Raw genomic sequence first — 16007 nt, 5'->3', positions numbered from 1 at the left:
ATTCGTGAATGTCTAAGCAAGGCGCTTTGCCCACGTTTTGCCCACACTCGCTAGACGCACTGCTTCCTCCATCCGGTTCGATACTGAGTCGAGGTCGTCGTCGAAGAGGTCCGTGTAGGTGTCCAGTGTCATCGACGCGGATGCGTGGCCAAGCATCTTTTGGACCGCTTTCACGTTCGCTCCGGCGCTGACGGCGAGGGATGCGGCTGTGTGCCGCAGATCGTGAGGGGTGACCCGCGGCATCGTCTCATCGAGGCTTTGAACACGTCTCACGGCCGTCGCGAACCAGCCAGTAATATAGTCCCCGCGCTTCATGTGGGTGCGCCCCTTTCCGAAGACGAGATCATTTGGCCCTTTGCCTTCGCAGAGTTCGGCGAGCATGGGCGAGAGGAAGGCCGGAAACGGGACGGAGCGCTGCTCCCACGTTTTTGGGGTGCCTACGTGGATATCCGAGCCGACGAGCACAGCATTCTCCTCGATGTGTAGGCGGCGACGTAGCTGGTTGACGTTACGGACCCGAAGAGCGGTCGCTTCGCCCCAGCGGAGGCCACAATAGCCGAGCGTGAGCACGAGCGCTGGATGGGCGGACTTCTCGGCAAGGGTCTGCAACTGGTCGTGGGTGAGGTAGGCGCGGCCGACCTTCCGGGACTTCCGTGGGAGGTTCGTGAGGGATCTGGCCGGGTTCCGAGAGATGCGGCGGTCGGCGATGGCCATATCGAGAATGCCGGCCAGCACTCCGAGTGCGCGCAGCACGACCGTGGCGGACTTATCTCCACCGCCGGAGATGACGGGCTGACCGAGCCGTGTGACCCATCCCTGAACCTCCGAAGGGAGAATCGAGCGGATCTCGCGGTGTCCCCACGTCGGCTCTACATGGACGTTCCACGACGTGAGGAGAGGCTTGAAGGATGACGGCTTCAGTGTCGGCGGTCGCTTCCCGGCCAGCCATGTCTCAGCGAGATCCGCGACCGTGACTCGAGCCAGCGCCGGGTCAATGTAGTCGCCTGTGGCTTTGGAGACGGTGACGGAGGCGAGGAACAGCTCGGCTTCCTTTTTCGTGTGGAAGCCGCGTTTGTCGGTCTGCGACTTGTCGGGCTTCCGATACCGCACACGGTAACGCTTGCCCGCCACCGTGTCATAGGGAGTGATGGTGCCCGCCACGTCAAGAGTCCTTGGTGTTGTGGGGGTAGGCGGTGTGACGGGTTTGGGTGAGGAGGGCGGTTTCGGCCTGTTCGAGGACTCTGGGGGATTCGTTTTGTAGGACTGCTTCTTGCCCGTGGCGAAGGATTTTGTCGTTGATGTCCACGATCATGCGAGTGAGTCTTTGATGCAAGGTTGCGTCGTCGGGGATAGGGGGTGTTTCGAGCCGTTGATGGATGGGCTTGAGTGATTCGATGTTGCGGTGGATCACACGGTCAGCATTTTGGTTAGAGAGCCAGGCGGCAGCAGGCGGGAGCGCCATACCGATGGCGAGTAAGACGATGGACAGCGGGCGCGTGAAGTTATACACGATGTTTCCAAATTTCACGGCACTGGATGCGTTGAAGAACATCCCGAAGTTGAGGAAGAAGGTCGATACGGTCAAGACGACGACCGAGACACATCCGGCAACAATGAACGCGACACCGATGCGGGACGTGAGGGCGGTGAGCGAGGAGAACTCGCGGAGACAGACGATAGCGGTTCCTGAGAACGCGAGTACCATGACCAGGGCCAGAAACGAGGTATGGACGAGCGTGAGCGGCTGATCTCGGTAACTGATGTTGAACGTTGTCGTTGTTGATTGCGGAGTGAGCAGGAGGAATAGAACGGTAAGGATGACGCCCGAGAGGACCATGCAGATGACGATCCACGTTGGGGTTGTGGTCTCTTCTGCGACGGCACGGGCGATCCCGCTCGTGAGGACGAAGATCCCTGCCAGGAGCACAAGGTTGGAGACCAGCGTGAGGTAGTTGTGTCCGCCGATCAAGGGGTCCAGGCGCAGGTAGACGGGGTCGAGCTTCATTGTGAAGCAGATGGCGATGAGTAGAAGCGCCCAGAACATGGCATGGTTGGCGGTGTTACGCCAAAGGATGGCGTTGATGAGGACTGCGGCCCAGAGACCGACTGCGGCGAGTGCGTTGATCATACGAGGAACCTTTCCAGGCCGGTGAAGTTGCGGGTCGGCATCAGGACGCGGAGCGCGCAGAAGGAGAAACGCTCAGCGTCCAGCTCGTCAGGCGAGTCGAGGACCTCTTGGGCCAAAGGACGGCACCTGAGCGCGTGCCCTATGACGCCGATGGTAGGCGGTGAGACATGTCCAAGGAGAACGTGGCCGAGCTCGTGTCCGACGATGACAGTCTGGGTGAGTTCGCTTCCGGTAGGGCCGTGTCCGACGAGGAACATCTTCGACATGGGAATCACGATCCCATTGGGTTTGCTCCCTTTGAGCGAGGGAAACCGTCGTACGTGTATTGCCGTACCTGTCTTGTCAGACACAGCGGCCACGAGATCATCAAGAGATGGGCGATCAGGGAGGACGAGATCGTAGCCCCCAAGAGGATGGGTCATTGATGATGATCTTCTGAGTGGATCTCCTCAATGGCTGCGGCGATCTCAAGCAGCGCGTCGTCGGTCAGAGAATCGACCTCTCCGCCGCGCGCAGCAATCTGCCCCTCGAAACCGTACTTCTCCAACGTCCTATTGAACCGCTCACGGGCATCCAGGGACCGAGCCTGCGTTTCTTCTTGATCTCGCCGCTTCTCAAACGGCGAGAGGTTGGCGGCGCGCCTCACCTTGCCTGCAAGGAGTGAGACCACGTCTGCCTGCGCTTCGTCCTTCACGGCATTGGGTAGCTCCTCAAATATTGGTGCAGTACTGAAAATGAACGCCCGCGTGCGTTCTCCAAAGGAGTCGAAGTCTCCTACTTGAGGGACGTTGAGGGCCTCCAGGATGGCGCGCAGCTTCGCCGGCTGACCTGCCCTGGAGCCTCTCTCGATCGTACGGATCGTCTTACGGTCAACTCCTGATGCTTCTGAAAGCTCCAGGGCTGTCATGTTCTGCGCAGCCCGCCACGCTGCGACTCGGACGCCTATGCGGGTGCGCTCTTCCGCTGTCATCGAATCAACATCGACGGGTGTCGAGCTGGTTTCTTCCCCACGCATCCCTGCCTCCATAAGACCTATATTACTAGATGTTCCCCAGTCTGCAAGTTTTAATGGGTAACTTTCAAGAAAACTTCTTGACTTTTTGGGTAAAACAGATAACTTATTACCCATGAGGAACGAGGTGGCAAGAGCAGCGGGACAGAGTATCCGCGCTGTGCGAGAGCTAGCCGGGCTCACTCTCACGGAGGCGGCATCGATCATAGGCCGGTCCGTCAGCTACCTCTCCCAAGTGGAGACGGGCAAGGCCCTGAATGTCTCGGAAAAGTACGTCGCGAACACGATCGGTGCGCTCAGCGCTCACATTGCCAACTCGGCACCTCTCAAGGCAAATAACGAGAAGAAGCCCGCTGCCTAGCAGACCGCGGGCTTTGAGGAACACGAACGGATACTGCATGTATAAGACGATCATGCGGCCCACGTACAGCGACCGCGAGATGCGCACGGTCACCATCGACAGTGAGCCATGGTTCGTGGCCGCAGATGTGACTAACACGGGGCAAACCGGAATGCAGGACGCTCGGATCATCGACGACTTCTACGACGCGCACGCCTACTCTAATGCGGAGCGTGCGGCGTGATGGCGGTAACAGCGACATGACTGCCACAGTTCGCGCTCTTCATGCGCACCCGCAGACGTGGCTGTCACCTGATCAGGTCGCCGAGATGGTCCCCGGCGTGACCGTTCGCCTACTCGAAACGCTTCGTGGCGAGGGAAAGGGGCCTGCTTTTTATAAACCAACACCGAAGGTTGTGGTCTACGCCGAGGCCGACATCAACACCTGGGTCAACTCCACCAAGAACGAGACGAGGGAGTCACGATGACTGAGGCAACCGACCGATGTTCGTCCCAGCACATTGGCCTGACCCTCACCCGTTCTGTCTCACCCTGTCACATCAGTCGCCCCGGCCTGTTGGGCCGGCTCAGGAAGGAGCGCGTTATGAATCACATCCCATTTGGTTTCTCAGCGAGCGGCGGTGTTCCATTCATCGGAAGCGGTAAGAGCGTGGTCGGCTCGCGCGTCTCGAACGAACTGATAGGGACTCACGTTGAAGACTTCCGCAGCGATCGCTATGTCATTGGTGTTCATCGCTACCTCGCCGGCGATGATCGATGCCCAGTAACCCTTACCGCGGTCTGTGCGTGCGGCGAGCCACCGTCCGGACGAATCACCTCCGGCGCGCAGCACCAGGAGCTCGAGGTGTTCACTGAGTTCACGCGCGAAGGCACCAGCGGGTCGGTTCACACTTGCGGACACAACATCAGAGTACACAAGTGTGGTCATGTTGCAAGAACCGACTTGACACTGACCTCAACTATGGACACCATGGGGGTATGACCGCAGTTATGGACACATATAGCTCCACTATTGCCGGAGCGGTTCGGGCCGTGCTTGGTCACTCTAAGAAGAGCATCTCTGGGCTGGCGATGTTCCTCGACTTGAGCCGAGAGACAGCATCGTCTCGCGTAAACGGGTCGTCAGTGTTCAACGTCAACGAACTGGAGATGACGGCGCGTTTTCTCGGAATCACCGTTGACGACCTGAATGAGCTCGCCGATCTGTTCCACCGCATTGAATGCCGCAATGAGAAGAGGGGGGCCGCGTGAGTGTGTTGGTGGGTGCTGTTTGTCTAGGTGTGGTGTCTTTTGTGTTTTCGTTTGTGGTTGGTCGTTTTATGCCGTCTTGGGCGGAATGGCGGTCTTTGCTGTCTGGTCACCGTTCGGGGGGGACCAAGTGATGGTCAACCGAACCCCTCGGGCATCCCAGGTCTCTGTATCGAGCTACGGCCCGGCTTCTCCCGGGTGGGACTCCTTCGTGTTCGCTTTAGCGGACTTCGAGCTGGAAGGTTTTGGCTCCTGGGTTTCCGAGCGGGGTGAGCCACTGCAGGAACACGTCAATGCTGGCGTGATAGTCACCCCGAACAGCATCACCTCCGCCCATACCGAAAACGAGGATGGGTTGAAGGCTCTCGTTAGCGCGGTTCTCGATCACCTGATCGAGCGCGACAGACCGGTGCTGTCCGCCAACGGGTCCGTCATCCCACCATTCACGCTTGCTGATGTGCTCACCCGTGACAACGACGGTCACATTGTTCGGCGCGTCTGCGCCGTGATTGGTGATGATAAGCAGGGGCCGACTCGCAATCCCACTCGACGGCCCACTTGATGGAAACCTGTTCGCTCTTCTGCGCACGCTCCCGCTGGTGGAGCGTGTGCGCATTCTCACTGAGTTTGTTCGCGTGCTCGGCAATCTTGTTCGCTCTCTCGGCCAGGTGGCGGGCATTCTTCGCGCTGACATTGCCCATCGAGCCGATCACGACCCCGCTGACACCGGTTAGCACGGCGACAACGTTAGTGACCCACTGGGCCGTGTCAGCCACCTACACCCCCTACCAAAAAGAAGAAACACCCCCCGGTGGCACCGGGGCGGTTCAGGAAGGAATCGCAATGAATTCCACAGACACCGTACCCGAGGGCAACGCGCTCGTGCAGGCTATGGCCGCATCCAAGCACCAGCCTGTCAACCGCCGAGCAGCGCCGACAGTTGCATCATCGCGTCCGTGAGGCGTTTCTGATTCCCGCGAGCCTTGTATCCTCTGGTGGTGGAGCGGGTGGAGTGACCGACAATTTCCATGATGACATCTTCCGGGATTTCTGCTTCGTAGAGCAGATCGACGGTGGTATGCCGTAGGTCATGGAGTCGAACCTTCAGGTCCGAGATGCCTGTCTCAGTGAGCGCTTTCGGCCACCTCTGTGATTCCTGGTGTGGATCGATCGGTCTGCCATCTTCGCGCGCGAAGATAAGATCGTGGACTCCGCCACCCATCCTCGCCATGTGCGTGGCCAGGATGGTCTTCAGAGGCTCCACTAGGGGAATCACACGCCACCCCGCCTTCGATTTCGGTCGGGTCAGATACAGAGATGACACCAGCCACCTGTATTCGTAGTCAGCCGGCGCAGTGGAATACGTCCCCGATTCGCTGTAGCTGCCACGACAGGTCCAGGTACTCGCCGACCCGATCACGTTCTAGGCCGAGGATCTCGCCGCGTCGGGCACCAGTGAGCAGGTAGGTCGCCCACCGTGCAGGTTCGGGATCGTATACATCAGCGGCGAAGGCATCGACGCACAACGCGATCACCTGGATAGCCTCTTGGACGGTGAGTGCGTTCAGTTCGGTTCGGCCTCGTCGTGGCGCGTCCAGGAGCTTGGCGACGTTCCGTGTCACCCGGCCTTCACGCTCCGCATCAGTGAGTGCCTTCGCTAGCACTCGGTGCGCATTCAGGGCATAGCTTGATGACGCCGCCTCAATCACTGACGCCTGCATTCGGCGGACATGCTCGGCGGACAGCTTGTCCAGCTTAACCCTGCCGATGTTTGGAATGATGTGGCGGTCCACGATGGACCGGTAGCCGGCGAGTGTGTTGGGCCGGACACGCTTGGATGCGACGTTTTCGATCCAGTAGCGCATCCACTGGTCGAGCGTCTGAGATGAGGTGGGGAGGTCGCCCACTCGTTCGAGGTCTGCCCGCAGTTCGCTGAGCTTGCGGACGACGACAGCCTTGTCTTTGGATCGGATCACTTTTCGTCGGCGCCGACCGTCACGAAGCGGCAATTCGACCGTGGCCGTCCAGAGTCCACGACCGTCTTTGTAGATCGCGCCTTCGCCTTTCCCACGCATAGTGTGCCCCGATCAGTTTTTTAGGTAGGTGTAGCCATTACATGGTGTCACATGTGCCGACCGTGACCGACAATCCTTATGACTACAGCGATATACCACGTACATTCTACCAAAAACTTATTCTTCCAAACTGATTACGCGGGTTCGATTCCCGTCATCCCCTCCGTTGGAAACACTGGGCGAGCGGCCCGTCGAGCGAAACGCTCCGGAACGCGATCCCCGTCAAAACCCCGTCTGTCTCTAGGATCTGGCCATGGCGATTGAATCCATCAACTTCGGCGACAGCGTCGCGGGCCTGCTAATCGACGGCGTACACGAAAATCCATACACGGGAGCGACACTGGAGATCGTCTCGCCCGGAGGGGTGCATGTCGAGGTTCCCTACATGAGCCACGACGATACCGAGCAATTTCGACACGTTCAGGAGTGGTTCGACTCCCAGACACCGCCGCCAAACATGCTCCTTTTCACTGAAGATGGCGCAATCTCCCTTTTCAATACCAGGTGGCAGGGTCATTCAGAACGTCTAGGTCGCAACACATCGCTGGGCACGTTAGCCCCAGAGGAAACCGTATTGGCTGCGCGTGACGGGTCGCTGGGTGACCCGCTGTGCGTGTCAAAGGTCCAAAGCAAGCTTGACGGTCTGAACACCGGGCTCGGCGCAACAGCGATCACGACGGAGAGGGAGACCGACAAGGCTGGTCGGCTCAAGAAATACCGAATTGATGTTGAAGGTAACGACGTTGCCTCGTGGACCCAAGGCGACGCCAGAATGTGGCTGCGATCCGACTGGCGCATCCGACACCATGACGACGGTTACTCAAGACTTCGCGAGGTCTACGACGACTTTGTCATCGACAGCAAGTTCCGCGACGGTCCACACCCGTTCTTCGACCACTTTGTGGAACATAAGAAAGTCGCCAACCCGTTGGTGTTTCTCTATTCCCGAACAATCCCCTTCCGCGAGCACAAGGTTCGCGACCAGAGGTTTGTCGCCCGACTGAACGGAGGGCGTATCTACAACGCTCCGTACGTTGAGCTGATCAGCCATCGGTCTGTGCGAGAGCGTGAGCAACCCCTGCCGACCACGGGTGAGTTAGGTAGGCCGCTCGCCTACTTCAGCCAGATCGGTACGCCGGGGCTGGAATCCTGGTCGGCGAACTATGACAAATGGCAGCGTTTCATCCTTCCGGCCGCGGCCGAGGCCGCTTTGGTGCGGAGGGGTGCATATCTGGAGGACAACGTCGTCTCGACATCGCTAGCTCTTGAGGCTGCGGGCCAGCTCATCGGCAACCGCGACGGCGAGGGCGGAACCTACTACCGAGGGCGGCCCACGACAGCAACGTGGATCTATCGGTGCCTCCACCTGCTAGCGGTCTCCTGGGGCGACTATGTGGCCAGCACGATCGGTCTCGCACGAGCGATCGCGAGTACTTACAACGACGTGAAGCACTTTGATCGTGGAGAGTTTCCAAGTCTTGAGGAGGCCGACCTCGTCGCCACGGTGAACCGACTTGTTGTGAGGCTTCTCGCCCTCCACCTGACCGGCAAAGGCGACGAGTTGCTGAAGCCGTATCGTGACGATCAAAGGGAGCTGTGGCGAGTAAAGCAACGATTCGAAGGGTACAACCGCCGCATTGCAGACGACGGTGGCACTTGGATTGTCACTCCGTAAGGGGACTCGTCCGACACGCCGCATTGGTCCTCCGAATGGTGTGGGCGGGTCTGCCTCGGGTCTTATTGACAGTCGGGGTATGGTGTGGTCAGATCGCTTCTGGGTCCTTGTAGATCATCTCAAACTCGACAGGGGAGAGTTTGCCGAGGTCGCGTTGTTGGCGTCGGCGGTTGTACTTCGTTTCGGTCCAGGGGACGATCGTGAGGCGGAGATCGGTGCGGCAGTCCCCGTCCCGCGGGGAGACGGGGTCTTCGAGCCACTGGTAGCGCCCCTGCCTGCACAGGCCGAGAACCCGCAACACCACCGCGACCGGCACCCTCACGGGAGCGCCGCCCACAGCCCTCTCGCGGACGAGCGGGAACACTCTTTTCCCGGCAGGTTCACCTGCAACAGATACGCCGCCGCCCGCCGTAGCACCTCGTTCCCTTGCTCCAGCAACCGGATCCACTTGTTCGCCTCACGCAGTTGCTTGCGCTCGTCCCCGGCCAGCCCGGAACGCTTGCCGTCCTCAATGTCGACCTGCTTCAACCAGTTACTCAACGAACCTTCCGAGACACCGAAGCCCCTTCGCGATCTGCGCCAACAGCACCTGACCCTTCCGAGCCACGACCACGACCACGACATCATCGCGGAACACTCAGGGATACGGCTTCAGGACAACAACATCCCTCCAACCAAGACGAATCCCCACAGTCCAGATATCAACCAAACCCAGGGCAAACCCATGCGCTGACTCAACGCTAAACTCCAGGTGCTGTCATTCCCCGACAAGGAGAAGTCTCGCCATCGGTCAGCTCCGGAATCAGGATTTCACGAAGTCCGCAAGCTGCTCCGACGCCCCTTTCACATCGTGGTGAGAGCCACGATGCTACGCCCGCGGCCCCTCCCTGACCGTCGGCAGCGGCATCGTCCGTGTGTCGATGAGCGGGTCGTGCTTTTGGCGTTCCACGAGCGCTTCCGCCTCCTGCGGAGTCTCGACCGCGGGGACCGAGCCCAGGAGGGGGCGCTTGGCGGATTCGGGCATGGTGAGCAGGGCAAGGCCACCGAGGGCGGAGAAGAACATGATGTAGAACGCGGGCATGTCGGTATTGCCCGTGAGTTCGATGAGGGACTGAGAGAAAAAGGGGGTGGTCCCGCCGAAGAGGGAGACAGCGACGTTGTAGGCGATCGCCATCGCCCCGAAACGGGAGGCCGTCGGGAAGAGAGCGGGGAGCGCGGAGGCGGCGATGGCGACATAGAAGCCGACGGGGACGGCGACGAGTGTGAGGGCGATCATGACGGCCCAGACCTGGCCGATCCGCATGATGGCGAAGGCCGGCAGCATGAGCGCAAGAGTGGAGACGACGGCGATGGCGTAGACCGGACGGCGGCCGATGCGGTCGCTCAGAGCGCCAACGAGCGGGAGACAGGCGGACATGACGAGCAGAACAGGGACGGTCGCCACGGCGGAGAGGAGGTTCCCCACACCGACCTCGGTCTGCAGATAGGTCGGCATGTAGCTGGTCAAGGCGTACCCGGCCGTGTTGGTCGCCGCGACCAGGGCGATCGCGATGAAGATCTCCTTCCCGTTGTAGCGGAGAATGCCGAGGATGCCGTGACGCTCGAAGCGTGCGTCGTCATGGTACTGGACCGCGCCGGCCGCCTCCTCGAAAGCCGGTGTCTCGGGGATGCGCAACCGGAAGAAGATCGCGACGGCGCCGAGCGGGATGGCGAGGAGGAAGGGTATGCGCCAGCCGCCGTCGACCATCGCGTGGGGACCCCACACCGACTCGGCGACGACAGTGGTCACCGCGACGGCGGAAGCCCCGGCCGCGAAACCGACATACGAGCCGACATCCAGCCAGGAGGAGAAGAATCCGCGCCGGCTGTCCGGAGAGAACTCGGAGACGTAGGTTGTCGCCCCGGCGTATTCGCCGCCGGTGGAGAAGCCCTGGATCATCTTGAGAAGGTAGAGCGGGACGACCGCCCACAGCCCAATCGCCGCAGAGCCAGGCAGCAGGCCGATCAGCGCCGTGGCGGTCGCCATCATCGACATGGTCAGGAACAGGACGCGCTGCCGCCCGATGCGATCGCCGAGCGGACCGAGGACGAAACCGCCCAGCGGTCGCACAAGAAAGCTCACGGAGAACCCGAACAGGGTCACGAGCAACCCGGCGCCGGAGGGAAGGCCCGCCGTGAAGACCGACGCGAGGGTCACGGCGAGGTAGCCGTAGATCCCGAAGTCGAACCACTCCATGAAGTTGCCGACGACGGTTCCCCCGATGGCGCGTTTGACGGCGCTCCGCTCGACGACGAGCACGTCGTCCACGCGCAGCCGACGGCGCAGGGGCTGTTCCGGACGCCTCGAGGCGTACGAGCGAGCCGGTTGGCCGGAAGCGGGGCGGCTCTGGGATGTTTCAGGATTCGAGCTCACGGGGGCGGGCTCCTTTCGAGTCGGCCCGCCACGGTAGACCGAAATCGGGGAAAGTCCAGGTCGGTGGCCCGCCCCTCACCATGATCGACGCCGGAACCGTCCAGAACGAGTCCCGATGCGGGATGCGCCACGCTCAGCGGATCGCCGGCGGAAGGCCTGTCATGCCGACGCTGACTTAGCGCAGGCTCAGCTTCGTTGCGCAATCCCACGGCCCGAGTAGCGTTGAGGCAGACATCAAGAAAGGACGCCCATCCATGACAGACATCGCTGCAACCCAGAGTGTCTCCAACCCGGACGTCGCCGCCGGGGTCGCGCAGTTCTTCGCCCCGGTCGTGATCGACCTCACGGCCCTCGTCGTCAACGGCAAACAAGCGCACTGGCATGTGCGTGGCGCGAACTTCATCGGCGTACACGAGCTCCTCGACGTGATCGTCGCCCACGCTCAGGAGTGGGCCGATCTCGCCGCCGAGCGGATCGTCGCCCTCGGTCTTCCGGTCGATGCGCGGCTCGCGACGGTCGCGGCCAAGACATCGACCGGTGAGCTGACCGCGGGGTTCCGGCCCTCGAACGACGCGATCGCCGAGGTCATCGCGCAGATCGACGCGGCGCTCGCGAGCGTCAACGCCGCGGTGAAGGAGCTCGACCAGCTCGACCAGACCAGCCAGGATGTCGCGATCGAGATCGCACGCGGCCTCGACAAGGACCGCTGGTTCCTGTTCGCGCACATCAGCGAGTAGACCGGCCCGCGGCCCTCCGCCGGCTCGGCTTCAAACACGTCCCGCACCGGCTCCAGCAATCGCAGCCGAGCCGGTGCTGCTCACGAATGTCGCCCACGGATTCTCGCGGAAGAGTCGTTGGGCCTCATCTGTGCCGGTCAGCGCGAAACGGGGCTATGCCGCACGGCCGGTTCCTCACGCCTGGTCCCTCGGGCACCAGTACAGCTTGCGCCCCCCGAAGACCTCCATCACGATATGGGTTCCACACACACGACAGGGCAAGCCCTCGCGTTTGTAGACCCAGTGCCGGTCTTCCCGTTTCGCCATCGCCCGGCGGTACGCCTCCTCGTCGAGGTCGTCCATCGTCATCATCTGACCGGTCTCGACACCGATGCGGTGCAGCTGCACCCAGTCGCGCCAGAGTGCCCGGACGATGTCCTCCGCGACGAGTTTACCGGGCGTGTGCGGATTCTGGCGGGCCCGGAAGAGGAGTTCGGCCCGATAGACATTGCCGATCCCGCTGACCACGCTCTGATCCATGAGAAGCAGGGCGATTGCGGTGGGCTTCTTCCTCACCGCAGCGACGAAGGTCTCCTCGGCGACAGGGCCGCTGTCGAGCATCGGGTCCGGTCCGAGCCGGGCGATCACAGCAGCCACCTCCTGAGGGTCGAGCACCGCACAGACGGTCGGGCCGCGGAGGTCGGCCACGGCGCTGGCGGTCAGCAGACGCACGCGCACCTGGCCCACGGGCTCCGGCGGAAACGACTCGATCTCCGGCTGCGCTTTCTCGGTCTCAGACATCCGGACCCGTGTCCGCCGCGGCGCCCCGATGGAGTGGAGAGAGTTCTCACCGTCCCCGTCGAAGATGGTTCCCCTCTGAGCGGCCGTGCCTTTCTGCTGGGTTTGGCCCATCCGGCCGTTGGCGCTCGCGATCGTCGGGTCGACACCGATGTCGCCCGCGAAGTCCCACGCTCCGTAGATGCCCAAATGGACGCGCAGCCACAGCCCGTTGTCGAACTCCAGGAACATCTGCTTGCCCACCGCTTTCGCGGCGATCATCGTGCGGCCGTCGATGCGTTTGGCGTCCTCGGCGAAGCGGCCCTGCGGCGACGACACTGCCGCTGGATGCCCGACGAAGGTGGCCGCGAACTGCCGCGCGATCCGATGGACGGAGTGGCCCTCGGGCATCAGCGATCCACGTTCTTGCCGGCGATGTCGCCGGTCGCCTCGAACTCGGCCAGCTGCGCGATGCGGCGGAGGTGCCGTTCTTCGAGCGAGAACGGCTCGGCGATGAACAGTTCGATGAAGCGCGTCGCCTCCGCCACCGTGTGCTGGCGAGCGCCGATCGAGATGACGTTGGCGTCGTTGTGCTGGCGAGCGAGCAGGGCAGTGCTCTCGTTCCAGACGAGGGCTGCGCGCGCGCCGATGACCTTGTTCGCAGCGATCTGCTCGCCATTGCCGGAGCCGCCGAACACGACGCCGAGGGCCTCGATGCCCGCCTGCTGGTCGCGCACGACCCCCTTGGCCGCGTTGACGCAGAACGCCGGGTAGTCGTCGATCGGGTCGTACTCGGCCGGACCGTGGTCGATGACCTCGTGCCCGGCCTGCGCCAGGTGCGCCTGGAGGTGCTTGCTGAAATCGAGACCGGCGTGATCGGTGGCGATGTGGATGCGCATGCGACCAGTCTAGGGAAGGCCGCCAACGGCCCCGGGCGCCGTTTCACTAAAGTGGACCCGGTGGACACGAACCACAACAGAGCCCCTACCTCCAGAGGAGTCAGCGTTGCCCGGAGAAAACCTCACCCGCATTGAAGCACAGGAGCGTGCGGCGATCGTCCGCGTTCACGCCTATGACATCGCCCTCGACCTGACGACCGGATCGGAGACGTTCCGGAGCACCACGACCGTCCGTTTCGATGCAGCTCACGGCTCGTCCACGTTCATCGACGCGATCACCCGCACGGTCCGCTCCGTGACGCTCAACGGTGTGCGGCTCGACCCGGCCATCGTCTCCGACGGCGTTCGCATCCAGCTCGACGGGCTCCAGGCGGAGAACGTGCTGACGGTGGACGCCGACGCGATCTACACGAACACGGGAGAGGGCCTGCACCGCTTTGTGGACCCGGTGGATGGCGAGGTCTACCTGTACTCCCAGTTCGAGGTCCCGGACTCACGTCGCATGTTCGCCGTGTTCGAGCAGCCCGATCTGAAGGCGGAGTTCACGTTCACGGTGACCGCCCCCTCCCACTGGGCCGTCGTCAGCAACTCCCCCACCCCGAAGCCGGTCGACGTCGGCGAAGGCAAAAAGACTTGGTCTTTCGCGCCTACCTTGGTCATCTCCTCCTACATCACGGCGCTCATCGCAGGCCCGTACGTCTCTGAGCACAGTGAGCTGACCAGCAGCGACAGCCGCGCGATTCCACTCGGCGTGTACGCGCGCAAGAGCCTCGCCGAGTTCCTGGACGCGGACTACATCTTCGAGAAGACCCGCCAGGGCTTCGCTTTCTACGAGGAGAAGTTCGACTACGCCTACCCGTTCGAGAAGTACGACCAGCTCTTCGTCCCGGAGTTCAACGCCGGAGCGATGGAGAACGCGGGCGCGGTCACCTTCACGGAGACCTATGTGTTCCGCTCAAAGGTCACGGACGCGATCAAAGAGCGCCGCGTCGTCACCATCCTGCACGAGCTCGCGCACATGTGGTTCGGCGATCTGGTGACGATGAAGTGGTGGAACGACCTGTGGCTCAACGAGTCGTTCGCGGAGTACGCCTCCACCCTGGCCACCGCCGAGGCGACCGAGTGGACGGAGGCGTGGACGACCTTCGCCGCGTTGGAGAAGAGCTGGGCGTACCGGCAGGATCAGCTGCCTTCGACCCACCCGATCGTGGCGACGATCAACGACCTGGAGGACGTACAGGTCAACTTCGACGGCATTACCTACGCGAAGGGCGCCTCCGTGCTCAAGCAGCTGGTGGCCTGGGTCGGCCAAGAGGATTTCCTGGCCGGGGTCGCGCAGTACTTCAAGAAGCACGCGCATGGCAACACTGAGCTGAAGGACCTGCTGGTCGAGCTGGAGGCCACGAGCGGCCGTGACCTGACCGGCTGGTCGGAGAAGTGGCTGGAGACCGCCGGGGTGAACACTCTGCGTCCCGAGATCACGGTCGATGCCGACGGCACGATCACCGGCTTCGCGGTGCTGCAGTCGGCGCCCGCCGACTATCCGACCATCCGCCCGCACCGGCTCGCGATCGGGTTCTACATCCTGCGCGACGGCCACCTCGTGCGCGAGGAGCGGATCGAACTGGATGTCGACGGCGTCCGCACCGAAGTGGCCGAGCTGATCGGGAAGAAACGCCCGGATCTCGTGCTGCTCAACGACGACGACCTCGCCTACGCGAAGATCCGCCTGGACCGGGAATCGCACCGGGTCGCGATCGAGCACCTCTCCAAGATCGAGAGCCCGCTCGCCCGTTCCATCGTCTGGGGCGCTGTCTGGGATGCGACCCGCGACACGGAGACCCCGGCGAGCGACTATGTGCGCCTGGTCCTCGGCAACATCGCCCCGGAGACCGAATCCACCACCATCCGCACCACACTCAGCCAGCTGGCGCTTGCCGTAGGCAGTTACGTCGCCCCCGAGCGGCAGAAGGAGACGGCCGAGACCGCAGCGTCGGCGCTCTGGGAGCTCGCTCAGCAGGCCGACGCCGGCAGCGACGCGCAGTTCCAGTTCGTCAAGTTCTTCGCCGCGCTCGCCGCGACCGGCGAGCAGCTGGCGACGATCGGCGCCCTCCGCGACGGCTCGGTCGCCCTGCCCGGCCTCACGATCGACGCCGATCTCTCATGGGAGCTGCTCATCGCCCTCGTCGCGGGCGGCGAAGCGGGCGACGCCGAGGTGGACGCCGCGCTCGCCGCGGACAACACCGCGAACGGAGCGCAGTTCGCCGCTCAGGCACGCGCCAGCGTCCCGGCCATCGCCGGTAAGCAGGCGGCGTGGGACTCGGTGTTCGGCTCGGACGCGCTGCCGAACACGATCGTCCGGTTCACCGGCCTCGGGTTCCAGCGCGCGGACGACAAGAGCGTGCTCGCGACGTTCGTCGAGCCGTACTTCGCGGCCTTGCAGGATATCTGGGCCTCACGCACGTACAAGATCGCAGAGTACCTGGTCGCGGGCATGTACCCGGCGCCGCTCGCGAACGCAGAGCTGCGCGATGCGACGCGCGCGTGGCTCGACGCGAACCCCGAGCCCGCCGCCCTCCGCCGGCTGGTGATCGAGAACCTCGCCGGGGTCGAGCGGGCGCTCGCCGCCCAGGAGCGCGACGCGCGGTAGCGCACAGCACGCGAGGGCAGAGATTCTGGTCCGCAGCCTGAACCCTCTGCCCT

18 protein-coding genes and 1 pseudogene are annotated in these 16007 nt (G+C 62.6%); 6 read left to right on the top strand and 13 right to left on the bottom strand.

Annotated features, from left to right (window positions below):
- Window positions 1–12 precede the first annotated feature (12 nt).
- From LXX_RS04415 to LXX_RS04400, 4 genes are read right to left on the bottom strand one after another with little or no spacing between them, the layout of a single operon-like run.
- Complete coding sequence (locus LXX_RS04415; protein ID WP_011185778.1) at window positions 13–1161, bottom strand: site-specific integrase; 1149 nt, start codon at window positions 1159–1161, stop codon at window positions 13–15.
- A 1-nt stretch (window position 1162) separates the two neighbouring features.
- Window positions 1163–2128, bottom strand: a complete 966-nt coding sequence (locus LXX_RS04410; protein WP_011185777.1) for a hypothetical protein — start codon at window positions 2126–2128, stop codon at window positions 1163–1165.
- Window positions 2125–2550 carry a hypothetical protein gene (locus LXX_RS15420; protein ID WP_218060930.1) on the bottom strand — a complete coding sequence of 142 codons (426 nt, stop codon included), beginning with the start codon at window positions 2548–2550 and terminating at the stop codon, window positions 2125–2127. The genes LXX_RS04410 and LXX_RS15420 overlap by 4 nt, the downstream gene beginning before the upstream one ends.
- Window positions 2547–3347 (bottom strand): helix-turn-helix domain-containing protein, encoded by an 801-nt coding sequence (locus tag LXX_RS04400; RefSeq protein ID WP_081423195.1) that lies wholly within the window; start codon window positions 3345–3347, stop codon window positions 2547–2549. The genes LXX_RS15420 and LXX_RS04400 overlap by 4 nt, the downstream gene beginning before the upstream one ends.
- On the opposite strand from LXX_RS04400, the gene LXX_RS16610 reads away from it, so the two are divergent.
- Both LXX_RS16610 and LXX_RS04390 read left to right on the top strand, forming a co-directional pair.
- The gene (locus tag LXX_RS16610) at window positions 3256–3501 is read left to right on the top strand and encodes a helix-turn-helix domain-containing protein (RefSeq protein WP_081423088.1); all 246 of its coding nucleotides are present in this window, start codon (window positions 3256–3258) and stop codon (window positions 3499–3501) included. The two genes, LXX_RS04400 and LXX_RS16610, sit on opposite strands and share 92 nt — an antisense overlap.
- A gap of 37 nt (window positions 3502–3538) precedes the next feature.
- Window positions 3539–3724: a hypothetical protein gene (locus LXX_RS04390; protein ID WP_041767335.1), complete on the top strand. Its 186-nt coding sequence runs from the start codon at window positions 3539–3541 to the stop codon at window positions 3722–3724.
- 384 nt (window positions 3725–4108) lie between these two features.
- Here the strand turns inward: LXX_RS04390 and LXX_RS04385 are convergent, their stop codons facing one another.
- The gene (locus tag LXX_RS04385; protein WP_068981881.1) at window positions 4109–4429 is read right to left on the bottom strand and encodes a hypothetical protein; all 321 of its coding nucleotides are present in this window, start codon (window positions 4427–4429) and stop codon (window positions 4109–4111) included.
- 197 nt (window positions 4430–4626) lie between these two features.
- On the opposite strand from LXX_RS04385, the gene LXX_RS16155 reads away from it, so the two are divergent.
- On the top strand, window positions 4627–4752 hold the full coding sequence (locus LXX_RS16155; RefSeq protein ID WP_262967460.1) for a hypothetical protein: 126 nt from the start codon (window positions 4627–4629) through the stop codon (window positions 4750–4752).
- Between the two features lie 217 nt (window positions 4753–4969).
- Here the strand turns inward: LXX_RS16155 and LXX_RS04375 are convergent, their stop codons facing one another.
- The 4 genes from LXX_RS04375 to xerC all read right to left on the bottom strand — a co-directional run bounded on the left by LXX_RS04375 (window position 4970) and on the right by xerC (window position 6824).
- Entirely contained in the window at window positions 4970–5233 is a 264-nt protein-coding gene (locus tag LXX_RS04375; protein ID WP_041767331.1) for a hypothetical protein, read from the bottom strand.
- Window positions 5211–5525: a hypothetical protein gene (locus LXX_RS14185; protein ID WP_141692864.1), complete on the bottom strand. Its 315-nt coding sequence runs from the start codon at window positions 5523–5525 to the stop codon at window positions 5211–5213. Before LXX_RS14185 ends, LXX_RS04375 begins: the two co-directional genes overlap by 23 nt.
- 140 nt (window positions 5526–5665) lie before the next feature.
- Window positions 5666–6073, bottom strand: coding sequence for a tyrosine-type recombinase/integrase (locus tag LXX_RS04370; protein WP_176714819.1), 408 nt, complete (start codon window positions 6071–6073; stop codon window positions 5666–5668).
- Window positions 6074–6092: 19 nt separating this feature from the next.
- Window positions 6093–6824 (bottom strand): site-specific integrase, encoded by a 732-nt coding sequence (xerC, locus tag LXX_RS04365; RefSeq protein WP_011185774.1) that lies wholly within the window; start codon window positions 6822–6824, stop codon window positions 6093–6095.
- 253 nt (window positions 6825–7077) lie between these two features.
- Between xerC and LXX_RS04360 the strand changes: the two genes are divergently transcribed.
- Window positions 7078–8499, top strand: a complete 1422-nt coding sequence (locus tag LXX_RS04360; RefSeq protein WP_041767326.1) for a hypothetical protein — start codon at window positions 7078–7080, stop codon at window positions 8497–8499.
- Window positions 8500–8587: 88 nt separating this feature from the next.
- Here the strand turns inward: LXX_RS04360 and LXX_RS16605 are convergent.
- Together LXX_RS16605 and LXX_RS04345 are read right to left on the bottom strand one after the other, a co-directional pair.
- Window positions 8588–9136: pseudogene (locus LXX_RS16605) on the bottom strand (transposase).
- Between the two features lie 231 nt (window positions 9137–9367).
- On the bottom strand, window positions 9368–10807 hold the full coding sequence (locus LXX_RS04345) for an MFS transporter (RefSeq protein ID WP_041767323.1): 1440 nt from the start codon (window positions 10805–10807) through the stop codon (window positions 9368–9370).
- A 359-nt stretch (window positions 10808–11166) separates the two neighbouring features.
- On the opposite strand from LXX_RS04345, the gene LXX_RS04340 reads away from it, so the two are divergent.
- Window positions 11167–11649 (top strand): Dps family protein, encoded by a 483-nt coding sequence (locus LXX_RS04340; protein WP_011185772.1) that lies wholly within the window; start codon window positions 11167–11169, stop codon window positions 11647–11649.
- Between the two features lie 174 nt (window positions 11650–11823).
- Here LXX_RS04340 and LXX_RS04335 read toward each other — a convergent pair whose 3' ends face one another.
- Both LXX_RS04335 and LXX_RS04330 read right to left on the bottom strand, forming a co-directional pair.
- Window positions 11824–12816 (bottom strand): Fpg/Nei family DNA glycosylase, encoded by a 993-nt coding sequence (locus LXX_RS04335; protein WP_011185771.1) that lies wholly within the window; start codon window positions 12814–12816, stop codon window positions 11824–11826.
- Complete coding sequence (locus LXX_RS04330) at window positions 12816–13304, bottom strand: ribose-5-phosphate isomerase (protein ID WP_011185770.1); 489 nt, start codon at window positions 13302–13304, stop codon at window positions 12816–12818. The genes LXX_RS04335 and LXX_RS04330 overlap by 1 nt, the downstream gene beginning before the upstream one ends.
- 106 nt (window positions 13305–13410) lie before the next feature.
- Between LXX_RS04330 and pepN the strand changes: the two genes are divergently transcribed.
- Window positions 13411–15954 (top strand): aminopeptidase N, encoded by a 2544-nt coding sequence (gene pepN / locus LXX_RS04325; protein WP_011185769.1) that lies wholly within the window; start codon window positions 13411–13413, stop codon window positions 15952–15954.
- The last annotated feature ends 53 nt before the right edge of the window (window positions 15955–16007 follow it).

This window comes from Leifsonia xyli subsp. xyli str. CTCB07, assembly GCF_000007665.1.
GTDB lineage: Bacteria > Actinomycetota > Actinomycetes > Actinomycetales > Microbacteriaceae > Leifsonia > Leifsonia xyli_C.
The sequence above is the reverse complement of the archived record's forward strand: the minus strand, read 5'-3'. Positions and strand labels throughout refer to the sequence as shown.